The sequence below is a fragment of the Pseudomonas sp. MCal1 genome (assembly GCF_026341415.1).
Classification (GTDB): Bacteria; Pseudomonadota; Gammaproteobacteria; order Pseudomonadales; family Pseudomonadaceae; genus Aquipseudomonas.
Map to the genome: position 1 here is coordinate 1 of NZ_JAKUMP010000050.1, position 208 is coordinate 208.

The window sequence follows — 208 nt, forward strand, 5'->3', positions numbered from 1 at the left end:
TTCCCCATGTGAGAGTAGGTCATCGTCAAGATTAAATTCCGAAACCCCAATTGCGAAAGCAGTTGGGGTTTTGTTTTAGTAGAAGTCACCGATTTTTGCCGGAACGTTACTGCGGTAACGGGCTGGTCACAGAATTTCTTGACGACCATAGAGCGTTGGAACCACCTGATCCCATCCCGAACTCAGAAGTGAAACGATGCATCGCCGA

Annotated in this window: 1 rRNA gene; it reads left to right on the plus strand. The window is 48.1% G+C overall.

The features are described 5' to 3' along the window. Nucleotides 1-137: 137 nt before the first annotated feature. Nucleotides 138-208, plus strand: a 5S ribosomal RNA gene (rrf, locus tag MKZ87_RS28915); the annotation flags it as partial.